Here is an 18,287-nt window from a genome sequence, read left to right as displayed (position 1 = left end):
CTGCTCCCAAAGTTACAGATTTCCTGCTCTTTACATTCTACAATCTTAAAAGATTCTTACTTTCAATTTCAACGGGGATCGGTTTCTTCCGGCACAACACCAATCCCACTTTGACCTGCAATTTTTTTAATTCCCCTTACCTCCATAACACACTATGAGCGATCGCACCGACTTTTTCGATAAACTGTTAGCGGCTGTTGAAAGCAATCAAAGTTTGCTGTATTTAGCCCTCGATCCCGACCCAGAAACCTTGCCCCCGCAGGTTTCCATGACTGGGGAAGAAACTCAAAGTTTTGTAACTGATTTGTTTGCTAAGCTAAAAAGTGCGATCGACCAAACAGCCGATTTAATTTGTGCTTGCAAAATCACCCTCGGTTTTTACCAATCTCTCGGTATTCCCGGTTGGGCATTGCTGCAAGAAATTTTAACAATTATTCCCCCTCACCTGCCAGTAATTTTAGATGCCAAACACTGCGATTTAAATACCAGCACAGTGTTTGCCAAAATTGTATTTCAAGACTGGCGAGTTGACGCTATTACTTTAAGTCCCTATCCCGGATTCGACCAAGTAGCGCCATTTTTGTTATACGCTGGAAAAACAGTTTTTGTCCTCTGTGCCACCGCCAACCCGTCAGCGGCGGCTTTGCAAGAATACCCGACGCCAGAAAACCCTTTGTACTTGCAATTAGTCCGACTTTCTCAAACTTGGGGAACTCCCGAAAAAGTCGGTTTAGAAGTAGGAATAATGCCGGATATGTTAGCCCGCATCCGCAAAGAGGCTCCTGAACGCCTAATTTTAGTCGAAGGAGACATCGCCGAAGAAAATGACCTCACAGAAGAAAACGACCTCGCACAACTGCTGGCGGCCGGTTTAAGCAAGAATGGTGAAGGTTTATTGCTGCCCGTCCCCCCCAGTTTATTAGCGGGGAAAGAACCGCGGCGAGAAATTGAGAAATTGCGGGATAATATTAATCAACAGAGGCTGCGCGCGATCGAAGGTAGCCCCACTTGCGAATTGTGGCTGCCCGATGTTTGCTTTTTACAACCCGAACCTCACCGCGATTTAATCTTGCAACTTTATGACATCGGCTGCGTAGTTTTTGGCGACCACGTACAAGCATCGGGCGCCGTATTTCCATATTACATCGACTTGCGGAAAATTATCTCAATTCCGCAGATTTTCCATCAAATTGTCAGCGCTTATGCAGACATTCTCAAGGATTTAAAATTCGATCGCATTGCGGGAATTCCCTACGGTTCTTTACCCACAGCAACCGGTTTAGCCTTGCGGATGGAACGCCCGATGATTTTCCCGCGCAAAGAGGTGAAAACTTACGGTGCAGGCAAATTAATTGAGGGGCATTTTCAGGCAGGAGAAACGATTGTCGTAGTCGATGACATTTTGATTAGTGGCAAAAGCGTGATGGAAGGCGCGGCTAAGTTAAAATCGGCTGGCTTGAATGTGGAAGATATCGTGGTATTAATCGACCACGAACAGGGAGTAAAAGATAAGATGCAGGCCAACGGTTATCGCGCACATTCTGTGCTAGCGCTTTCGGAAATAGCTGAAGTTTTGTATCGAGCAAGCCGCATTGATACCGAGCAATTCAAGCTTTTGACGGCGGAACATTAAATTATAAAATATCTAGTTACCAGGCTCTGCCTGGTAATTAAGATCCGGAGGCTTTGCCTCCAAAATTCTGTCTCGTTTGCCTTGTTTTAGTGGAGGCAGAGCCTCCTGAAAGGCGTTACCAGGCAGAGCCTGGGAACGAGTAAGAATTAATTGTCTCGTTTTCTAGTTACCAGGCTCTGCCTGGTAATTAATACCCGGAGGCTCTGCCTCCTTTATTTATGTCTCCTTTGGGTTGTTTTAGTGGAGGCAGAGCCTCCTGAAAGGCGTTACCAGGCAGAGCCTGGGAACGAGTCAAGGTAAATAAATCAACCTTGCAAAACTTCAATTAAAGCATCGCCCATTGCCCGACAGCCAACGAGTTTCATGCCTTCCGACATGATATCACCAGTACGATAACCTCGATCCAAAACTTCGACAACGGCTTGCTCGATTTTATTAGCAGCTTCCGGCTGATTTAAGGCGTAGCGCAGCATCATTGCCGCACTCAAAACTTGGGCGATGGGATTTGCTTTATCTTGTCCAGCGATGTCTGGTGCGGAACCGTGCACGGGTTCAAAAACTCCCGGCCCGCTTGCTCCCAAACTAGCAGAAGGCAGCATCCCAATGCTACCAGTTAGCATTGCCGCCGCATCGGAAAGAATGTCGCCGAATAAATTGCCGGTGACAATTGTATCGAACTGTTTGGGGCAGCGAATTAACTGCATGGCTGCGTTGTCAACGTAGAGGTGAGAAAGTTCGACATCAGGGTATTCTGAAGAAAGGGCAATAATACGATCGCGCCACAGTTGCGAAACATCCAAAACATTCGCTTTATCAACGGAACACAGCCTTTTCCCGCGCTTCCTGGCCGTCTCAAAAGCAACTCGCCCGATTCTGTCAATTTCCGACTCGGTGTAAGCCATCGTATTGACACCGCGTTTTTCGCCTGTTTCCGTCTCAAAAATACCTTTCGGTTTACCGAAGTAAATGCCGCCTGTGAGTTCGCGGATGACCATAATATCCACGCCTTCGACAACTTCCCGTTTCAAACTAGAAGCATCAACCAATTGCGGTAAAATAGTCGCAGGACGCAAATTTGCAAACAATCCCAATCCGGCGCGCAGTCCTAATAATCCAGTTTCCGGGCGCTGTTCGCGGGGCAAATTATCCCACTTGTAACCGCCAATTGCTGCTAACAATACTGCATCGCAGTTGCGGCATTTTTCCAGTGTTTCTTCTGGCAGCGGATTGCCTGTGGCATCAATAGCAGCGCCGCCCATTAAAGCTTCTTGAAATTCAAAGCCGATGTCCAATTGTTGACCGACAAGTTTCAGGACATCTACCGCCACAGCGATAATTTCAGGGCCGATGCCGTCTCCTGGTAAAAGAGTGATGCGGTAGTTTTGAGTCATATCGATTTGGGAGTTTTGATTTGAGATTTGAGATTGAGAGTTAATGGGAATTCTTTGGAAATGCAAGACATTCTCACAAGGTTATAATCATATCAGGATAAGCAACCTCAGAATTCATTATGACATTCCCGACTTACCCGCCTGCTCAAGCTGAACCGCCTTTAGACCCCCGGCAGAGTTTGCCAACAATGTATGATTTACCTAGCGAAGACCCAAAGGAGCCCGGTTTGCCAGATACATTTCATTTAGATCAGCCGCAACTCTTGGAATTCACGTTTTTGCCGCCGGGATGGGATGCGGAACAAGTCTTTACAGCCAGCGACCTAAATTTGTATTACGATGCAACACAACCGCGCTGGCATAAACGCCCGGATTGGTTTGCTGCGGTGGGTGTGCCAAGGCTTTATCAAGGGCGCGATATGCGTTTGAGTTATGTAGTTTGGCAAGAACGGGTAAATCCGTTTGTGGTGGTGGAATTGCTATCGCCGGGCACTGAAGATGAAGATTTAGGGCGGACTGTTCAGCAAGCTGGGGAACCGCCGACTAAGTGGCAAGTTTATGAACAAATTTTGCGGATTCCTTACTATTTTATTTTCAGTCGCTACACGGATGAATTGCGAGCTTTTCATCTTGTAGGAGGCCACTATGAACCGGCAGAATTAATTGATGGGCGGTTATTTATTCCTGAGTTGCAGTTGAGTTTAGGTTGGTGGCAAGGCACTTATAAGAGTATGAATCGGTTGTGGTTGCGATGGTTTACGGCCCAAGGAGGGTTGATTTTGAGTCCGGGTGAAAGGGCGACGGCGGCGGAACGGCAACTGATAGAAGCTCAACAGCAAGTTCTAGAATCTCAACAGCAACTGACAGAATCTCAACAGCAACTGACAGAATCTCAACAGCGAGAGGAAAGACTAGCGGCGCGGTTGCGGGAGTTAGGCATTGATCCTGAACAGTTGGTTTAATAGTTCTCGCACCCAGGCCTGGTGAAACCCGGTTTCAACTCCTCGAATCCGCGCAACAGGAGTGAAATAAGATAAAAATAGTTCGATCGCACGCACGTACAAAAAAATCGGCAAGGAGTCGCACCAGTGGCAGAGGGCGAAGGCATACCAACATCAGCACAGATTGATTATCGGGACTATTCTTGGGCCTTTTGGCCAGTTGTCCCCCTCTATCCCTACAGCAAGCGGCGCACCATCCGCAAGGAAATAGTCAAGGACACAATCTGGACTTTTGACCAACTACAAGGCATTTTCTACGTAGTCGTCCCGATTCGGATGACAGTAATTAAATTAGAACCCGAAGGCCTTCTCGTCTACGCCCCCGTTGCACCGACTCCTGAGTGCATCCGCTTGGTAAAGGAGTTAGTAGCAGAGCACGGCGAGGTGAAGTACATCCTGCTGACAACGGTTTCGGGGATCGAGCACAAAGTTTTTGTTGGCCCCTTTGCGAGGTGTTTTCCCGAAGCGCAGGTGTTTGTCGCCCCGCAGCAGTGGAGTTTCCCGGTGAATTTGCCGCTGAGTTGGCTGGGTTTGCCCTCCAAACGCACGTCTGTACTGCCCTTTGACAGCAGCAACACGCCCTTAGCCGATCAATTTGACTGGGCAATTCTCGGCCCGCTGGACCTTGGTTTGGGCAAATTTGCAGAAGTTGCGTTATTTCACAGACGATCGCGCACGCTGATGTTAACAGATTCCATAGTTTCCATTCCCGAAAATCCGCCCGCGATCGTCCAACTCGACTCTTACCCGCTGCTATTTCACGCCAAAGACAGCGCCTCGGACACGGTGGCAGACACCCACGAAAATCGGCGCAAAGGGTGGCAGAGAATCGCCTTATTTGCCATGTATTTTAGCCCCAGCGTGCTGGAAGTGCCGCCGTGGTCGGAGGTATTTGCCAGCGCACGCCAAGCGCCAGAACGCTCAAGGAAAGCTTATTTCGGGTTGTATCCGTTCAAGTGGAAAACACATTGGGAGCGATCGTTTGAGGCTTTGCGGGGAGGAGGGCGGTTGTTTGTCGCGCCGATTTTGCAGACTTTGATTCTCAACCGCGCCCCCAGGGAAACTCTCGATTGGGTGGATCAAGTGGCGAGTTGGGACTTTGAAAAAATTGTACCTTGTCACTTCGATGGTGCGATCGACTCCCGGCCGCGTGAATTTCGCCAAGCATTCTCGTTTCTGGAAAAACACTCGCCTGTTAATTCCTTACCCGAAGATGATTTTAAATTGCTCAGGCAGATTGATGCGGGTTTGAATAAAACAGGTTTGGTTCCGCCTGCGAAAGACAAAGTTTAATCGGAAATTTTGCACCATTCTGAATAAGCTGTTTGAGCACAGGCAAGATGCCTGTGCCACAAGAAAATAAAGTATTGTGGAACGGGCATCTTGCCCGTTCCGGCTAGAAGCCTACCAAAAAGATTAAACTCTTGACAATTGGTGTCGGTTTATTCATTTATCTCATTAAATTATTAATCAGCTCATCCACCCTCAAAAGTTCTTGAATAATTTGCTCTACCCTCTGCAGTTCATTTATAGGATTTATGCTTCTAATAGTTTTCGGGGATGTAGCTGAAGTATGTGCCGCCACACCTCTTTCTTCCCCAAACGTATTCATGGTAGCCAGCCAAACAGAATCTAAATCATCGGTATCTATTCCTATTGGCAAAAGCAACGCCAGAAGATTAGCTTCTTTGATGCCATGATTCTGGTCAATACTTCGCTTAAAACTATTAATAGCTAAATCTATTTTTTTGTTGACTTTTATTTTTTCCGGTGGCAAAGCTTTACTTCCCTTAGTTGGAGTCAGTGTATCTGGTGGTGCTTCCATCATTTGACCAGAAAAGCCAAGCAAGCAGATTAAAGTACGGCAACTCTTACCCTGACTATCCCAATTCTTTTTAGCATTAAGGGCTACTTCCCAAACTCTGTCCTCAAAATAAGCCTCAATTTCGGCATGAACTAAAACTCTGTAGGCAAGAGTTAAGGCTAGCTGCCGCTCGGAATATGAACCTAGAGGATTAATCTTAGGAAAAAATTGTTTTTTTAACCTATTTAACTGCTGGGTTAGAGTACGAAATCTAACGGATTTTGGCATACCTCTTAATAACTTACCTCAAACCGTTAAAGATAATATGGTTATCTACGAGTTCAGGTACATTAAACTCTACATCCAAAACCTTTAACAAAGCTTTGCCCCACAGTGAGAGACGAGTATGAGTTTCGCGAATGCTAGTTGTGCTTTTCTCAACAGCTTCTCTGAATTCGCTATTAGATGATGAACATAACTCTTTAAAAGCTTTTTGCACACCCGCCGGATTCTTCTCAGCAACTTCACTAATAACTGGATCTGAAAAATAAAAAACCATTACATCTAAAATAGCTCGATTAAACTTGCCTCGGTAACTATTAGAACTACTCAACCACACACGAAATATATTTTCTTCTCCAAATATTGTAGTGGTTGTTTGCACTGCCTTTTCAAATTGGCTAACTGTATATCTGACCTCAGTTTCTTTCTCTTTCCAATCCTTGTTGAGCTTTTTGCAAGTCATATCCAGGAACACTTTAAGATTACCGCGATAATCGGATAAAAAATGATGGAATCCTACATATCGTAGTAATAATTCGACATCGCGCATCCGAGGATCGGGATTTTGGGATTTAAGTATTTTTCTTAAAGCCTGATTTTTAATTGATTCGTCATCTAAAAAATTGATGAAATCACCTGGATGCAATGCTTGCCTGAGTTCTTGTGGAGATAGCGGAGTATTTTCTACATTCAGACGGAGAAAAATTTTGTAGAGTAAACTTTCTGTATGCCAATTCCGAATCAATGTAGTACGAAGAGTTTGATTATCCAGTGCATCAAGTACAGAACTATGGAGAAGATCGTTTTTTAGATCCTCATGCGTACAACCATTGAGTTCAGGTCTAAATTCTAAGTTTTTCAAAGCAAAACTATCGTTGGGAGTTTCGCTCCTTCCATAAAATTGCAGAATCGTAAGCAAGCGTTGCTTGCCGTCAAGAACTACAAATTTTCCGCGTTTTTTATCTTGAGAAGCCAAAACTATATCTGGAATGGGAAATCCTAGAAAAATAGATTCAATAAACCTGCTTTTACGAGTTATATCCCAAGCATCTCGCCTTTGAAATCTTGGATTAAGTTGAATATTGTCACGAACAAGTTGATCGAGTATGGTGGCTGTCGTCCAGTCATTTCCAGCTACAATTATTTCGGAAATTTCGTCTAAGACAGATTTGGGATTACCATTAGATTCAAGCTCATAATCTAGAGCTTCATCTTCCTCCTCGAAGCTTACTTCTTCTGGTTTTTCTAAGAGGTTTAGTTCAGGCATGACCGCGCTCTACTGGGTAAGTTTAATTTGGATACAGATACCTAAGTATAGCAGAAGTCAGAAGCCTTAAGTTATCATAGCAGTAACTAATTTATCGATTATGAAAACGAGCGCTTTTAATTTTTACTTATTTTTAAGCTAGAGGGATAATTTTTCAACTTAAACTCATCAAACTTCACCACTTGCGACTCCGGTTTCCGCGTATCAAAATAGTAGCTGCTAACCGTACCCTCCCCCGTATCAAAAATAGTAAAAGCCGTAATATCATTGCTATCAATATACGGCAGCGGCCGCCCATCCTTCCCCAACAAAGGCGCAACAGTCGGCACCACAGGTTCCAATCCGTTCGGGTCTCCAATAGCGCTGTAATCTTCCCGATATGCCGGCGGCACAAATCGGCGCTTTTCCCCCACAAAAGCACCGTAACTGTTACCCACATTAGAAGTCTCCAAAAAGTGCATTCCGCTGGAACTTACAAACCGATTCCACAAGTGCGAATGTCCGTAAAATACCAACTGCACCCCCGCTGTTTCTAGTAGCGGCACTACATCCCGAATCAGATAATCTTGCTGTTTCGGATACTCGTAACGCACCATTTTAATCTCGCCATCGAGAGCGCGATCGACTATTTGCACTGGATCGGTATAAGCAGGTACAATATTGTCACCCAGAGAATGCGGCGGGTGGTGAAACATCACAATTTTATATTTTGCCTGCTGGAATTCCGCACTTTTTAACTCTTGTTGCAGCCAATTATATTGAGCGCTGCCCTTGACAATCGGCTCAAAAATATGCTGTCCGTATCCCCATTTTTCGGGATGATTAAAATCTTCGTCCCGTTCCCGATACCGGCCTCTCGCACGCGGATCTAAATTCGGAGTTCGCCAGATATTCGTAACATACAAAGTCACTAAGCGTACATCCCCAAAAGTCACAGCATAGTAATTTTTACCTCCAGGTAAATTGAAAATTTCGTCATAGGTATCGCTATTAAAACTATGATTTTTTAGCCATCTTTCCCGCACGGAAGAGTCATTACTAGGATTCAAAGAGGCAGCACGTTGGGCGTATATTTTCTCGGCAGCGGCGCGGGGAAAAGGATCGTTAAATTGGTCATCGAGTTTGCTGTTGGTTGCAAAGCGGCCCATGATTTCGTGATTGCCAATGGCCGGAAATAAAGGCGCGTGTTGGATCAGTTCGCCGCCGCTGTAAACGGTTTTGATGCCGTTTTTGTCGAGTTCGGAAAATGCGCGACCTTGCAGAGACGGAAAGAAGGCGCGGCCTCGGTAATCGTCAAACCATTCAGAAGCGCGATCGGGTATATTAATTAAATCCCCAGCCATGAAAACCGCGTCAACTCGGCCAATTGTTTCGGCTACTTTCTGGAGATTTGCCGCTGTCATAGGCATCAATTGATGGTCGGAAGTGAGGAGGATGTTGAGCGGCCTTCCTGCTGCTGGTGTCGGAGAAAGAGTGAAAACTTTGCTGCTGACAGATGCGCCGTCTTTCCTTTCGCTGGTGACTCGATAAGGAATGCGAGCACCGGGTATTAAATTGGGGACTTCTGCTTCGTGGCGCCAGATGTCGCGGACAATTGGATTGCTGTCAATGATGCTTTGTTTCATTTCATCGGAAATGCGCGAGTCTTTGTCTTCGCGAGTGCGGCTTAGCTTGGTAGTATTTGCCGTCACAACTTGATTCAAATTTTCGCCGTAAGCAACAGTGTTGCGAGTACCGGCAAACTCTGTGAACCAGACAACTCGCACCGAGTTTGCTGTTGGGACTTGCAGAAACGGGTCGGTTAAAAGCTGAGGTTTGTTAAGGTAAGATTGCATCATGAAACCTAGCAATAGGACAATCAAAATCAAAACACCAAAAAACCAGGGATTGCGAGAATAACCTTGAGAAATTTCTACTTTATTGGGCAAAGGCGTTAACATAATTCATTAGTCATTAGTTTGTAAGGGCGGGTTGCACCAGCCAAACAGAACTCCCCACCCCAATATATAAACCCGCGCCACCCACTTTAAATTTTAAACTACCCACGTTATCAAAAAGCTAAGAAATTAGTAAAATATTTCCCATCAAACAAACCTAAACCATTTTTTGACCTCTTCTGATCTCTCCATTCTCTTTCTCTGTGCCCTCTGCGCCCTCTGTGGTTCATTAAAAAAAATTATCCAAAATGCTTGAGACTTGCGATATAACATTCTTAACACCCTTCCTTCCATCTAAAATCTAAAATCTAAAATCTAAAATCCCATGACTCGCCACCTTCTCAAAGCTAACTGCAAAACCGTACACTTGGGCGGTTTCTCTCCGAAGCTAGAACCTGCTTTAACTGTCGATTCGGGCGATCGCATCGATATCGAAACCTATTCAGGATATTATGTTGCTGACAAAGCGCCGCCCGAATTTCTCACCCCCGAATTTTTAGATATTTGTCAGAATTTGCCCCCCAACCGCAAAGTTGGGCCGGGGCCCCACTTGCTGACAGGCCCGATTTATGTTAACAACGCCGAACCGGGAGACGTTTTAGAAATTCACATTGAGGATGTTTACCCAAGTTTGCCAGTAGGATTTAATGCAATTCGCGCCGGATGGGGAGCTTTACCTGAGTATTTCCCCGAACCTAAATTGCGGTTTATTCCGCTAGATTTAGAGCAAAAAACTGCTGAATTTCCCACAGGTAGCGGCATTCGGATTCCCCTGCATCCTTTTTTTGGAATTATCGGCGTGGCTAATGCACAAATCAACCGTTCTTCTATTCCTCCAGAGCGCTACGGCGGCAATATGGACAATCAGGAACTGCAACCAGGAACGCGGTTATTTTTACCTGTTTTTCTGCGCGGCGGTTTACTGTCCATTGGCGACGGACATTCGGCACAAGGAGATGGTGAAGTTGACGGTACTGCGATTGAAACTTCGATGAACGGGACTATTCAAATCATCTTACGCAAGGATTTATTTCTGATATTTCCGTTTGCGGAAACGCCCACTCATATTGTGATTATGGGATTTGGTAGAACATTAGATGAAGCGTTTGAGATGGCTGTAAAACAGACGGTTTATTGGCTGCAAAAGTTTGCAGGTTTCAAAGAGGAAGATGCTTATGTTTTGTGTTCGCTTGCGGTAAATTTTCGGATTACGCAGGCTGTTAACAATCCTCAAAAAGGAGTTCACGGAATGATTCCCAAGTGTATTCTGCTCGATGTGAACATTATTGACCACCGAGTTTGAGGTAATATGATAACACACGAGCGACCAAAAAATTACGATCGCGATCGCACAAACTACACAAATTTGTCACTGCTGTGGTCGATCAGGATCGCGTTCCTGTTGACAATTAAGCTTAAAATGGGATAAGTTACCAGTTCTACCTAAATCGAGCTCAACATGAAAAACCAGACTGACGATGTTGCCAAAAAAGATTTAGTCGATCGAGCTTTTGGGAGTGCAGCAATACCAGATCCGACAGCGTGGGTGCACGAACATTATTTTCTGGCTAATTTCGCCGATACTCTGGCCCTCATCCAAGAACATATGTCTGATGACAGTTGCGACATCGGCGAGAATGGTGACTCTGGCGAGGGAATCTTATCGATCGATGCCAAAATTAGAGATATGTTGAGAGCTACTTTTAGCGACGACGGCTGGCAGTATGTCGAAAGTTTATTGTGAGTTTGGTAAAATCCCTAAGTATTTGTACGTTCATCACTTTAGAGCGTAAGTTATACCAGTTTAAAAAAAGAATCCAACTTTCGGCAGGTGATCTAAACCATTAGATCATCCGTTATTCCCAATCCTTTAATCTCAAATCTCAAATAATATCAATTTCCTCCCTCAACGCAGACTCGCAACTCAGAATAGCTGGGTGCATTTCCACCCCCAGTTTCAGTAAACTTGACCTATTGTGATGTAGGATACTTTAGATGGGCGGGAAATTACTGTCACTAGGAATTTCGATCGATCGCAAAAAAGCCGCACTTTCTTCGGGCAAAGCAGTATTGATAAACATCCCGCTGCCCAACTCAAATCCAGCTTGCTTGGTGACTCTGGGAATAATTGCGATATACCAGTGAAAGTATTTTGTTCCCCCTTCGGCGATCGGTGCCGATCGAATATTATAGTTGTAATCAGGATTGTTCAATCCGTAATAAAGCTTAGCTAGTACAGTTCTCAAAGTATCAGCAAGATCCGTAATTTCCCCATCAGTAATTTCATCAAAGGAAGAGGAATGTCGGCGCGGAAAAATCCAAGTGTGAAACGGTGAAAGTGCAGCGTAAGGGATAAAAGCCACAAAATGTTCACTCTCACAAATCACTCTTTCTCTCGCCGCTAATTCATCTTCCAAAGTCCGGCAAAACAGACATTCTCCCGTGTCATCAAAATATCTAATAGCTTCGTCGATGCGGCTGCGAAATTGGCTGGGTACAACGGGCGTCGCTGCTATCTGCGAGTGGGGGTGTTCGAGAGAAGTTCCGGCAGTTTCTCCGTGATTTTTGAAGATAATAATTGTTTCAATGTGGGGATTTTTTCTAATTTCTACATAACGCTGGCGGTATACTAAAAGTATGTTGGCAACTTCTTCAACGCTCAACAAAGCTGTCGTCAAATCGTGTCGCGGGTGTTCGACAATTACTTCGTGCACGCCGATTCCCGCCATCGTGCGGTGAATTCCCGATGATATCCTCATCCATTTTGCTGTCGGGGAGAGGGCGGGATATTTGTTGCAAATTGCCCTGACTTTCCAGCCAGCGCGTGAAGCGAAGCTATCCCGTAGGGAATCGCCCAAACGGCAAGTTTCTAAGGTTCCGTCTTCCTCATTTCCCACGCAAAACGGGCAATCGGCGCGGTGCGGTGGCACTACGGTGGCCGACTTTTTTTTGTTAGCGAATTGATCCGGTCTTGTCGCCCGTTCGGTGGCGATGATTACCCAATCTCTGGTAATTAAATTTTGTCTAAGTTCAGACACTTTTTTACCTTCAGTTTCCGGGTCAAATTGTCTCTTATTTTAGATAAATATGTGTACTCTGTCAGTGTCTGATTGCAGACTTTTAACAAATCTTGATATCTAATTCCGAAGGTATTAAGTCGGTTGTCATGAGTAAAATTTTACCCAACATCAGACTGACGGTATCTAAAGCGTTAGACATCAATCTATTTGTTACGGCCTAGATTACCCGGAGTACCAATGAAAGCAATTAAAGTAATGGCATCAAGTTAAGTCTGCTTCGTCGGATTATGGGCGTGCTGTTTTCATGTAATCCTAAATCACACTTATAGTGTGTAGATTTTGGAGTGCACTCACCGATATCTTGCTCGTGTGGCAAAAAATCCAGAGCTAAAAAAATTTGGAGAGCAAGTTCGCAGGCTAAGGACATCAAAGGGCTTTTCCCAAGAAAAGTTAGCAGAACTAGCCGGACTGCACCGCAACTACATTGGTGGTATTGAGCGGGGTGAGCGAAACATAGCTCTATTAAACATTTTGCGGTTAGCAAAAGCTCTAGGAGTATCGCCAAGCGAACTATTGCAGGAAATAGAGTAAATGCAATCACCCTATACCGGACTTCCTGTCGAAGATTGGGAAGAGAAGACACGAGAACTCATAGATCGACACCCACTAGATCCACAAGAAATTTATGACGTGGTTATTCAAGTTTGGAGTGAAATTTTTCAATCCAGCATAACCAGCAGAGGCTACAGAATAGGAATAAATTTATTCCCAACTCCCCAAATTATGGGATTTTTTTTACATGAACTAATCCCATTAGAACTCGCCAGCAAATACCCCGGAATTTGGCGGCGCGATCACAGTACCCTCGAAAAAGATATTGTTTACATCCCGAACAATAATTTCTCAATTGAAATTAAAACTTCTTCAAGTAGTCGTAACACTTACGGCAATCGCAGTTATGCTCAACAAAGCGCCCTAGGAGCAAAGCCGAAAAAAGACAAGTCCGGCTATTACCTTGTAGTTAATTTCCAGAAATTCAATCCCAAAATGGCAAGCGTGCAAACTCTAAATATTAATTTAGTTAGATTTGGATGGATAGATCGAGAAGATTGGCAAGGGCAAACAGCAGCCACTGGTCAGCAAGCTAAATTAAGCCCTGATGTAGAGCGATATAAGTTGCTGCAATTGCCTATTTAGCAATATTTACCATCTTTAAAATAAAGATAATTGAGCTTCGCTAATCTGCTTTTGTCTTAGAAAATCATCAATTCGGTTGGCAGCTAAATCGCAGTATTCCTGACAGATATCAAATCCGATAATAGTGCGCTGCAAATCTAAAGCAACAACCGCCGTAGTTCCTGAACCCAAAAAAGGGTCTAAAATGATTTCATTTGGGTTGGATGAAGCTTTGATGATTCGCTGTATAACAGCACTTGGAAATTGAGCGGGGTGAGAGGTTCGCTCTTTTGATGCTCTATTTTTACCAGAAGTTACCTTCGGGAATTCCCAAACATCAGTCGGATTTTTGCCTTGGGAGTTGACTTTAATTTTTCCATTCTTTTTTTGATTAGGATATTTTACATTTGGATCGCGCACATCATCTAGGTTAAATGTATAGTCTTTATGGTTTTTAACATACCAAAGAAACTTTTCATTGCGCGGTGAAAAGAACTTACTACCAGCAACCCCAGCGCCATAGTGCCAGATAACTTCTTGGATTAGGTAAAAAGGAATTTTGTCCCAAAGTAGATAGGGAATGGGGATAGCTTTAGCTTGATTGGGAATTGATAGATACCCCAAGTTGAGCCAGAAAGCGCCGTTAGGAAGGATGAGCCTATAATTTTCACTTATCCAGCTTTCACACCAGTTTAAATATTTATCTAGTGGTAGTGTTTTTTCGTATTCTTTGCCAATGTTATAGGGGGGACTGGTCACAGTAAGGTTGACGCATTCATCAGGGAGCTTGGACATTGCTTCTAAGCAGTCCATCTGATAAATGAGGCAGTTTGGCGCGTGGAAGTAGGGTTTGCCTAAAAAATTCACTATATCAGTTATAAGCATGATAAAATTTATGATGGTATAAATCTATATTGGCACAAATTTGCCGTTTTTAATGATTAACTCAGGGAGTAATTAAATCATGTGTACTTCCTTAATTCGTCTTCCTGAATTCCCAAACATCATGCCAACTGCAACTGCACATTCTGCAACTTGCAAATCGCTTTCAACACTTGCGCCAACAAGATCGATCGCTCTGGGTCAATCAAATTCAATTCCGGTAAAATCTGATAAGTACAAGGATTTCCCCGCGTCAGATACACAAACTGATAGTTACGTCCATTCGTCGTCAATCCCCAAACAGACGATTGCTGCTGCAAACTTTTATAAGCATAAGTCAGCAATTGTGGCAAACCGGCCCAAGGATCGATCGCACTATTTTTCGCCTCCACTACCAAAATCCAAAACTGTGCCGCCGCTATGTCTGCATCCGGCTGATTTACCGCTAAGACATCCAAGCGGCCTTTAATTAAAGTATCCTCATCCTCAACCTCGATGGGGATGCTATCTTCCATTGTCAGCACCACAGGAACTTTAAAAAATCCCGTTAATCTCATTAACGGTGAAAGTGACAAAAACTTAACCAATTCTTCAGAAACCTTTCCCACTTCTAGATAGCGCCAAAAGTCATTGCTGATTTGCAATAATTCCTGCTGTTCAAAATCCGTCAGAGGTTCCAGAGAGAAAAAATCAGTAAAACCTCCTCCTGTTTGTCTTTCCAATTTGAGAAGGCGACGAACGTCATTTAGCGAGAGTTGACTTGCTTCTAAATTTTGCGTCATGGCTTTAGTGCGATCGGCTGTTAATGTCAATTATAAAAGCATTACCATCGAATTTGTTATGATATAATCATACCAGATATCGCTCCTGTAAATCGGGTAGATTGTATGAAAGCAATTAAAGTGATGGCAACGATCGACGATCTAGGACAATTGTGCGTTGGTGAACCGCTCAAGTTATATCGCAACAGCCGAGCCGAAGTAATTGTGCTGGTTCCCGAAGGAACAGACATTAATAAAGAGAAGCAATCTCATGAAGCCAACCACCAAACCACGCAACTTGAAGACTATTTCAGCTTCCTAAGACCTGACGATATTCGGCTCAAAGGTTCTCGCATTGGCATCGAAACCATTCTCTATGAATACCTATTTCGCGCTCGAACTCCCGAAGAAATCGCTAACATTTATACATCGCTCACCCTCGAACAAGTTTATGCGACCATTTTGTACTACCTGCACAACAAAGAAGCAGTCGGTAAATACATAACCGAATGGCTGGAATGGGGCGATAAAATGCGAGAAGAACAACGTCGCAATCCTCCTCCAGTGACTGAAAAACTCCGCAAATTAAAAGCAGAAAGAGATGCAAGGAGAAAAGTGGATGTCAATCCAGTATCTCTTTGATGAAAATGTCGATCCTGCGTAGGTCAATCAAATTCGCAGACGCAATCCCGATATGGTTGTTCTAGGAGTGGGAGAACTAACAGCACCTTCCAAAGGGACTCTCGATCCAGAAATTCTTATTTGGTGCGAAATCCACAATTTCATTCTTGTTACCAACAACCGCCGCTCTATGCCCGTTCATTTAACAGATCATTTAGAGCAAAATCGCCATATACCAGGAATCTTTATCCTGAATTTCAAGCTGAGTATCGGTCAAAATATTGAACTACTGCTTCTGATTTATGAAGCATCATTTGATAATGAGTACCAAGATAGAATTTACAATTTACCAGTGCTATAATTTCTAAGACAGTCCCAACATTTACAAATTTCCCCAAAGTCTTAAGGAAAATAAACATACTTTTGCCCCAACTTATGCAAACAATAGTTAAAAAGACTAACCGAAGTTAAAGTTAAAAGCAATGTCGCAAGATACCATCGAATCAATTCTGCATGAAAAACGCCTCTTTCAGCCGCCCGCTGAATTCTCTCAAAAAGCTCACATCAAAAGCCTAGAAGAATACCAAGCCCTCTACGACAAAGCCAAAGCTGACCCCCAAGCCTTCTGGGCAGAACTCGCCGCCCAAGAATTGCACTGGTTCCAAAACTGGGATACCGTGCTCGACTGGCAGCCGCCTGTTGCTAAATGGTTTGTCAACGGTAAAATTAATATTTCTTACAATTGTCTCGATCGCCACTTAACCACTTGGCGCAAAAATAAAGCCGCCCTGATTTGGGAAGGCGAACCGGGAGACTCCCGCACCCTCACCTACGCGCAACTCCACCGCGAAGTCTGCCAAATGGCGAACGTCATCAAACAATTGGGAGTCCAAAAGGGCGATCGCGTCGGCATTTATATGCCCATGATTCCCGAAGCTGCGATCGCCATGCTAGCCTGCGCCAGAATCGGTGCAGTACACAGCGTTGTTTTTGGCGGTTTTAGTGCAGAAGCTTTGCGCGATCGACTCAACGACGGCCAAGCAAAACTCGTCATCACCGCTGACGGTGGCTTCCGCAAAGATACCGCCGTCGGCCTCAAAACACAAGTAGACAAAGCATTAGCAAATAATGCCACACCCAGCGTTACCAACGTTCTCGTAGTTCAGCGCACCAAACAGAAAATTGACATGGAACCAGGGCGCGATCATTGGTGGCACGATTTGCAAAAAGGTGCATCGGCAAATTGTCCAGCCGAACCGATGGACAGCGAAGATATGCTGTTCGTACTCTACACCAGTGGCAGTACCGGAAAACCGAAAGGAGTCGTCCATACAACCGGTGGTTATAACCTTTATACCCACATGACAACCAAATGGATATTCGACCTTCAAGATACCGATGTTTACTGGTGTACTGCTGATGTCGGCTGGATTACTGGACACAGTTATATTGTCTACGGGCCGCTGTCCAACGGTGCGACAACTTTAATGTATGAAGGTGCTCCTCGCCCTTCAAATCCTGGCTGTTTTTGGGATGTAATTGAAAAATACGGCGTCACCGTTTTCTATACTGCACCCACCGCAATTCGCACCTTTATGAAAATGGGCGAACACTTGCCGAATGCCAGAGATTTGTCATCTTTACGATTGTTAGGAACCGTCGGCGAACCGATCAATCCCGAAGCTTGGATGTGGTATCAACGAGTAATTGGGAAGTCGAATTGTCCGATCGTCGATACTTGGTGGCAAACAGAAACCGGGGGAATTATGATTACCGCTTTGCCCGGTGCAATTCCTACAAAACCCGGTTCTGCAACCCTACCGTTCCCCGGAATTGTGGCTGATGTTGTTGACCAAGATGGCGAACCAGTAACTAACGAAAGCGGCGGTTATTTAGTGGTGAAACATCCTTGGCCGGGAATGATGCGGACACTTTACAACGATGCCGATCGCTTCCGCCGCACTTATTGGGAATATTTGCACCCGAAAGATGGCGAGTTTGTGTACTTTGCAGGGGACGGCGCGCACAAGGACAAAGACGGTTATTTCTGGGTAATGGGCCGCGTTGACGATGTAATTAATGTGGCCGGACACCGACTCGGCACAATGGAAGTCGAGTCAGCTTTGGTATCGCATCCAGCCGTGGCGGAAGCTGCGGTTGTTGGTAAACCGGATGAGATTAAAGGTGAGGAAATTGTGGCTTTTGTCACGCTGGACAACTCGCAGCAACCTAGCGATGAATTGGCTAAGGAATTGAAGCAGCACGTTGTTAAGGAAATTGGGGCGATCGCCCGTCCCGGCGAAATTCGATTTACTGATGCTTTGCCGAAGACTCGAAGCGGGAAGATTATGCGCCGATTGCTGCGTTCTTTGGCGGCGGGACAAGAGGTTTCTGGGGATACTTCGACTTTGGAAGATCGGACTGTTTTGGATAAGTTGCGGGGAGGTGCGTAGGGGGATTTTTTAACCGCAGATGTAGGCAGATTAACGCGGATGAATGCTGATGTAATTTT

At 44.7% G+C, this 18,287-nt stretch carries 17 protein-coding genes; 10 read left to right on the top strand and 7 right to left on the bottom strand.

Features of this window, described 5'->3' with window-relative positions:
• The first annotated feature begins 154 nt into the window (after positions 1-154).
• Complete coding sequence (locus QUB11_RS08540) at positions 155-1,633, top strand: bifunctional orotidine-5'-phosphate decarboxylase/orotate phosphoribosyltransferase (protein ID WP_333202122.1); 1,479 nt, start codon at positions 155-157, stop codon at positions 1,631-1,633.
• Positions 1,634-1,938: 305 nt separating this feature from the next.
• Here the strand turns inward: QUB11_RS08540 and leuB are convergent, their stop codons facing one another.
• Positions 1,939-3,024, bottom strand: a complete 1,086-nt coding sequence (leuB, locus tag QUB11_RS08535) for a 3-isopropylmalate dehydrogenase (RefSeq protein ID WP_333202120.1) — start codon at positions 3,022-3,024, stop codon at positions 1,939-1,941.
• A 119-nt stretch (positions 3,025-3,143) separates the two neighbouring features.
• Between leuB and QUB11_RS08530 the strand changes: the two genes are divergently transcribed.
• Positions 3,144-3,986: a Uma2 family endonuclease gene (locus QUB11_RS08530; protein ID WP_333202118.1), complete on the top strand. Its 843-nt coding sequence runs from the start codon at positions 3,144-3,146 to the stop codon at positions 3,984-3,986.
• Positions 3,987-4,112: 126 nt separating this feature from the next.
• Positions 4,113-5,318 (top strand): DUF4336 domain-containing protein, encoded by a 1,206-nt coding sequence (locus QUB11_RS08525; RefSeq protein WP_333202116.1) that lies wholly within the window; start codon positions 4,113-4,115, stop codon positions 5,316-5,318.
• Positions 5,319-5,475: 157 nt separating this feature from the next.
• Here QUB11_RS08525 and QUB11_RS08520 read toward each other — a convergent pair whose 3' ends face one another.
• The 3 genes from QUB11_RS08520 to QUB11_RS08510 all read right to left on the bottom strand — a co-directional run bounded on the left by QUB11_RS08520 (position 5,476) and on the right by QUB11_RS08510 (position 9,318).
• On the bottom strand, positions 5,476-6,117 hold the full coding sequence (locus QUB11_RS08520) for a HEPN domain-containing protein (protein ID WP_333202114.1): 642 nt from the start codon (positions 6,115-6,117) through the stop codon (positions 5,476-5,478).
• Positions 6,118-6,130: 13 nt separating this feature from the next.
• Positions 6,131-7,378 (bottom strand): DUF262 domain-containing protein, encoded by a 1,248-nt coding sequence (locus tag QUB11_RS08515; protein ID WP_333202112.1) that lies wholly within the window; start codon positions 7,376-7,378, stop codon positions 6,131-6,133.
• A gap of 116 nt (positions 7,379-7,494) precedes the next feature.
• Positions 7,495-9,318, bottom strand: coding sequence for a metallophosphoesterase family protein (locus tag QUB11_RS08510; RefSeq protein ID WP_333202110.1), 1,824 nt, complete (start codon positions 9,316-9,318; stop codon positions 7,495-7,497).
• Positions 9,319-9,640: 322 nt separating this feature from the next.
• Here QUB11_RS08510 and QUB11_RS08505 point away from each other — a divergent pair, with 322 nt between their 5' ends.
• Both QUB11_RS08505 and QUB11_RS08500 read left to right on the top strand, forming a co-directional pair.
• Entirely contained in the window at positions 9,641-10,618 is a 978-nt protein-coding gene (locus tag QUB11_RS08505; protein ID WP_333202108.1) for an acetamidase/formamidase family protein, read from the top strand.
• A 156-nt stretch (positions 10,619-10,774) separates the two neighbouring features.
• The gene (locus QUB11_RS08500; RefSeq protein WP_333202107.1) at positions 10,775-11,059 is read left to right on the top strand and encodes a hypothetical protein; all 285 of its coding nucleotides are present in this window, start codon (positions 10,775-10,777) and stop codon (positions 11,057-11,059) included.
• 247 nt (positions 11,060-11,306) lie between these two features.
• Here QUB11_RS08500 and galT read toward each other — a convergent pair whose 3' ends face one another.
• Entirely contained in the window at positions 11,307-12,353 is a 1,047-nt protein-coding gene (gene galT / locus QUB11_RS08495) for a galactose-1-phosphate uridylyltransferase (RefSeq protein ID WP_333202105.1), read from the bottom strand.
• A 351-nt stretch (positions 12,354-12,704) separates the two neighbouring features.
• Between galT and QUB11_RS08490 the strand changes: the two genes are divergently transcribed.
• Complete coding sequence (locus tag QUB11_RS08490) at positions 12,705-12,926, top strand: helix-turn-helix transcriptional regulator (RefSeq protein WP_333145260.1); 222 nt, start codon at positions 12,705-12,707, stop codon at positions 12,924-12,926.
• Positions 12,927-13,532 (top strand): ScaI family restriction endonuclease, encoded by a 606-nt coding sequence (locus QUB11_RS08485; RefSeq protein WP_333202103.1) that lies wholly within the window; start codon positions 12,927-12,929, stop codon positions 13,530-13,532.
• Between the two features lie 15 nt (positions 13,533-13,547).
• On the opposite strand, the gene QUB11_RS08480 is transcribed toward QUB11_RS08485, so the two are convergent.
• Complete coding sequence (locus QUB11_RS08480) at positions 13,548-14,396, bottom strand: site-specific DNA-methyltransferase (protein WP_333390258.1); 849 nt, start codon at positions 14,394-14,396, stop codon at positions 13,548-13,550.
• A gap of 119 nt (positions 14,397-14,515) precedes the next feature.
• A complete protein-coding gene (locus QUB11_RS08475; protein WP_333202234.1) occupies positions 14,516-15,175 on the bottom strand; it encodes a restriction endonuclease subunit R in 660 nt (219 codons plus the stop codon).
• Between the two features lie 105 nt (positions 15,176-15,280).
• On the opposite strand from QUB11_RS08475, the gene QUB11_RS08470 reads away from it, so the two are divergent.
• The 3 genes from QUB11_RS08470 to acs all read left to right on the top strand — a co-directional run bounded on the left by QUB11_RS08470 (position 15,281) and on the right by acs (position 18,228).
• Complete coding sequence (locus QUB11_RS08470; RefSeq protein WP_445300746.1) at positions 15,281-15,796, top strand: DUF433 domain-containing protein; 516 nt, start codon at positions 15,281-15,283, stop codon at positions 15,794-15,796.
• 52 nt (positions 15,797-15,848) lie between these two features.
• Positions 15,849-16,136: a hypothetical protein gene (locus tag QUB11_RS08465; RefSeq protein ID WP_333202100.1), complete on the top strand. Its 288-nt coding sequence runs from the start codon at positions 15,849-15,851 to the stop codon at positions 16,134-16,136.
• 121 nt (positions 16,137-16,257) lie between these two features.
• Complete coding sequence (acs, locus tag QUB11_RS08460; RefSeq protein WP_333202098.1) at positions 16,258-18,228, top strand: acetate--CoA ligase; 1,971 nt, start codon at positions 16,258-16,260, stop codon at positions 18,226-18,228.
• Positions 18,229-18,287 lie beyond the last annotated feature (59 nt).

Source organism: Microcoleus sp. B6-A1 (genome assembly GCF_036705085.1).
Taxonomy (GTDB): domain Bacteria; phylum Cyanobacteriota; class Cyanobacteriia; order Cyanobacteriales; family Microcoleaceae; genus Microcoleus.
This window is presented reverse-complemented; position numbering and strand designations above follow the sequence as displayed.

Bases quoted from the DNA above. Each gene is read 5' to 3' on its own strand.
- QUB11_RS08540 (WP_333202122.1), top strand. From the start codon at position 155: ATGAGCGATCGCACCGACTTTTTCGATAAACTGTTAGCGGCTGTTGAA.
- leuB (WP_333202120.1), bottom strand. From the start codon at position 3,024: ATGACTCAAAACTACCGCATCACTCTTTTACCAGGAGACGGCATCGGC.
- QUB11_RS08530 (WP_333202118.1), top strand. From the start codon at position 3,144: ATGACATTCCCGACTTACCCGCCTGCTCAAGCTGAACCGCCTTTAGAC.
- QUB11_RS08520 (WP_333202114.1), bottom strand. From the start codon at position 6,117: ATGCCAAAATCCGTTAGATTTCGTACTCTAACCCAGCAGTTAAATAGG.
- QUB11_RS08515 (WP_333202112.1), bottom strand. From the start codon at position 7,378: ATGCCTGAACTAAACCTCTTAGAAAAACCAGAAGAAGTAAGCTTCGAG.
- QUB11_RS08510 (WP_333202110.1), bottom strand. From the start codon at position 9,318: ATGTTAACGCCTTTGCCCAATAAAGTAGAAATTTCTCAAGGTTATTCT.
- QUB11_RS08505 (WP_333202108.1), top strand. From the start codon at position 9,641: ATGACTCGCCACCTTCTCAAAGCTAACTGCAAAACCGTACACTTGGGC.
- QUB11_RS08500 (WP_333202107.1), top strand. From the start codon at position 10,775: ATGAAAAACCAGACTGACGATGTTGCCAAAAAAGATTTAGTCGATCGA.
- QUB11_RS08485 (WP_333202103.1), top strand. From the start codon at position 12,927: ATGCAATCACCCTATACCGGACTTCCTGTCGAAGATTGGGAAGAGAAG.
- QUB11_RS08480 (WP_333390258.1), bottom strand. From the start codon at position 14,396: ATGCTTATAACTGATATAGTGAATTTTTTAGGCAAACCCTACTTCCAC.
- QUB11_RS08475 (WP_333202234.1), bottom strand. From the start codon at position 15,175: ATGACGCAAAATTTAGAAGCAAGTCAACTCTCGCTAAATGACGTTCGT.
- QUB11_RS08470 (WP_445300746.1), top strand. From the start codon at position 15,281: ATGAAAGCAATTAAAGTGATGGCAACGATCGACGATCTAGGACAATTG.
- QUB11_RS08465 (WP_333202100.1), top strand. From the start codon at position 15,849: ATGGTTGTTCTAGGAGTGGGAGAACTAACAGCACCTTCCAAAGGGACT.
- acs (WP_333202098.1), top strand. From the start codon at position 16,258: ATGTCGCAAGATACCATCGAATCAATTCTGCATGAAAAACGCCTCTTT.